The sequence below is a fragment of the Pseudomonas sp. 21615526 genome (genome assembly GCF_013386245.1).
GTDB lineage: Bacteria > Pseudomonadota > Gammaproteobacteria > Pseudomonadales > Pseudomonadaceae > Aquipseudomonas.
Genome location: NZ_JACAOM010000064.1, coordinates 1 through 3116, shown reverse-complemented (window position 1 = coordinate 3116; position 3116 = coordinate 1). Strand labels below are relative to the sequence as shown.

Annotated in this window: 2 protein-coding genes; one reads left to right on the top strand and one right to left on the bottom strand. The window is 61.4% G+C overall.

All coding sequences use genetic code 11. From position 1 onward, the window contains the following. Positions 1–140: 140 nt before the first annotated feature. Positions 141–1325 (bottom strand): delta-9 fatty acid desaturase DesA, encoded by a 1185-nt coding sequence (gene desA, locus HX786_RS18765; protein ID WP_087693634.1) that lies wholly within the window; start codon positions 1323–1325, stop codon positions 141–143. Positions 1326–1491: 166 nt separating this feature from the next. Between desA and HX786_RS18760 the strand changes: the two genes are divergently transcribed. Further along, on the top strand, positions 1492–3116 hold a 1625-nt coding region (locus tag HX786_RS18760), incomplete at its 3' end, for a bifunctional diguanylate cyclase/phosphodiesterase (RefSeq protein ID WP_178912452.1).

The window sequence follows — 3116 nt, the reverse complement described above, 5'->3', positions numbered from 1 at the left end:
CTTGTTGTGGCGAGGGAGCTTGCTCCGGCTGGGCTGCGTAGCGGCCCCAGAATCTTGGGAGCGCTGCGCACTCCAGCGGGAGCAAGCTCCCTCGCCACAGAAGCTCCCTTGCCACAAAAAATCGGCTCGCTACAGCCGTATCAGGCCGCGGCAGGCCGCAGCGAATAGGTCTTCAGCTGATGGGCAAAGTCCCGCAGGGATTGAATCCCGCTCGCCTCGGCCTCGTGCACCCATTCCTTGATCGCCGCCAGCATGTCGTGGCCGTTGGTGCTGGTTTTCAGCCAGATCTGTTGCAGCGCCAGGCGCTTCTCGTAGATCACTTTCAGGGCCTGGCTGTGCTCCAGCATGCTCTGGATGCGCACGTGGTGGCGGTCATCCAGCAGGCTGGTCTCCCGCGACAGCAGGCGCTTGGCGCGATGGAATTGGTGGCGCACCGAGTGATCGACCTTTTCCAGTTCCTGCTTGACCAGCGGGCCAATCACCAACTTGCGGTACTGGGCCATGATCTGGAAGCGGTTGTTGAGGATCGCCATCGCGGTGTCCATGTCCAGGCTGCCCTTGCCTTCGACCCGGTGGGCGATCGGCGCGACCCGTTGCACCTTGGCCAGGCGCAGGAAGCTGAACACTTTGATCCAGGCCCAGCCCAGGTCGAACTCCCACTTCTTCACCGACAGCTTGGCGGAGTTGGGGTAGGTGTGGTGGTTGTTATGCAGTTCTTCGCCACCCACGATGATGCCCCAGGGAATCAGGTTGGTCGCCGCATCGCGGCATTCGAAGTTGCGGTAGCCGATGGCATGACCCAGGCCGTTGATTACGCCGGCAGCCCAGAACGGGATCCACATCATCTGGATGGCCCAGATGGTGATGCCGATGGTGCCGAACAGCAGCAGGTCGATCACGCCCATGATCGCCACGCCCAGCAGCGGGTACGGGGTGTAGAGCTTGCGCTCGATCCAGTCTTCCGGGCAGTTCTTGCCGTAGATACGCAGGGTCTCGGGGTTCTCGGCTTCGGCGCGATACAGCTCGGCGCCTTTGCGCAGCACGGTGGACAGGCCCTTGATCACCGGGCTGTGAGGATCGTCGACGGTTTCGCACTTGGCGTGGTGTTTGCGGTGGATAGCGGTCCACTCGCGGGTGTTCTGCGCCGTGGTGAGCCACAGCCAGAAGCGGAAGAAGTGTTTCAGGCCAGCATTGAGCTCCAGGGAGCGGTGGGCTGAATAGCGGTGCAGATAGACCGTGACCCCGACAATGGTCACGTGGGTCATCAACAGAGTGACTGCCACCAGTTGCCAGGCCGACAAGTCAAGAAAACCGTTGTACCACATAGGCTGTATGGCCCTCAGATAAAGAAAAAACCAGCTTGCGCATTATCACTAAGCCTACAGATAAAACCAGCCGCCCTTTCAGATAGGAGTGACTGGATGTTTCTTATTCTATAATCCGTAACCTTTGTAGGGCGAATCTGGTTTTTTAGTAAGGATTACTGAACATATGCTGTTTTCATACCGAGGTGCCCTGCGTGCCGGGCTGATGTACCTGCTGGTTTCGATTGTGTGGATTCAGCTCAGCCATCAGGTATTGATCAACTTTATCGATGAACCCGTGGAGCTGGGCCGCTGGCTTCAGATACGCGGTTACCTGTGGGTCAGCCTCAGTGCCCTGGCGATCTACCTGCTTTGCGCGCACTTTGCCCGGGCGAACCTGATCCAGCAGCCACTGAAGGAAAACCGCGAGCGCCTGCGCCAGGCCGCCGCCGTGTTCGATTGCACCCGCGAAGGGGTGCTGGTCACCGATGCCCTGGGGCTGATTGTTCACGTCAACCGGGCCTTTATCGAAATCACCGGCTACCAGTGCGAAGACGTGCTGGGGCGCCAGCCGAGCCTGTTCAAGTCCGGGCGCCACTCGGCCAGTTTCTACCAGGCGATGTTCGAGACGCTGGAACGTGACGGTGAATGGAGCGGTGAAATCTGGAACCGCCGTAAAAGCGGCGAAATCTACCCACAGTGGCAGACCATCCGGGTGATCCGTGATGAGCAGGGCCATATCAGCCACTACGTCGCGGTGTTCTCCGATATCAGCGCCATCAAGCACTCCGAGAGCGAGTTGGCGCACCTGGCCCATCACGACCCGCTGACCGACCTGCCCAACCGCCTGCTGTTCACCGATCGTGCCGAACAGGCCCTGGCCTCCGCGCAGATCCATAAACGTGGCTGCGCCTTGCTGCTGCTCGACCTCGACCATTTCAAGATCATCAACGACAGCCTCGGCCATAACGTCGGCGACCAGTTGCTCAAGGCCGTCGGCGAGCGCCTGCAAGGCCTGTTCGGCCCCGGCGTGACCCTGGCGCGCCTGGGCGGCGACGAGTTCGCGGTGCTGGCGGAAAGTTGTCCACAGGTGGGCCAGGCCGCCGCCCTGGCGCAACGTATTCTCGACGCGATGAAAGAACCGGTCATCTTCGACGGCCATCAACTGTTTATCAGCGTGAGCATCGGGATCAGCCTGTTCCCCAGCGACGCGCTGAGCGCCGAGCAACTGCTGCGCAACGCCGACTCCGCGTTGTTCAAGGCCAAGAGCGCCGGCCGCGAAGGCTACGCCTTGTACACCGAAGAGCTTACCGCCCACGCCCAGCACCGCGTGGAAATGGCCGGTGAACTGCGCCGCGCCCTGGATCAGCGGGAGCTGCGGGTTTACTACCAGCCAGTGCACGACCTGCAAGACAGCCGAATGATCGGCGTCGAAGCCCTGGTGCGCTGGCAGCACCCGGAGCGCGGGCTGGTGCCGCCGGGGGAATTCATCCCGATTGCCGAGCGCACCGGACTGATTGCCGACATCGACGCCTGGGTCATGGACCAGGCTTGCCGCCAGATGTGCCAATGGCTGGCAGACGGCGCACCGCTGACGTTTCTCGCGGTGAATGTGTCCAGCCGCCTGTTTGCCCGGCGTGAGCTGTATGAGCAAGTAGCCAAGGTGCTGCACGACACGGGGCTGGATCCGGCGCTTTTAGAGCTGGAAGTCACCGAAAGCGCGGTGATGGAAGACCCGGAAGTCGCCCTTGAGCAAATGCATCGCCTGCGTGAGCTCGGCTTGCGCCTGGCTATCGACGACTTTGGCACCGG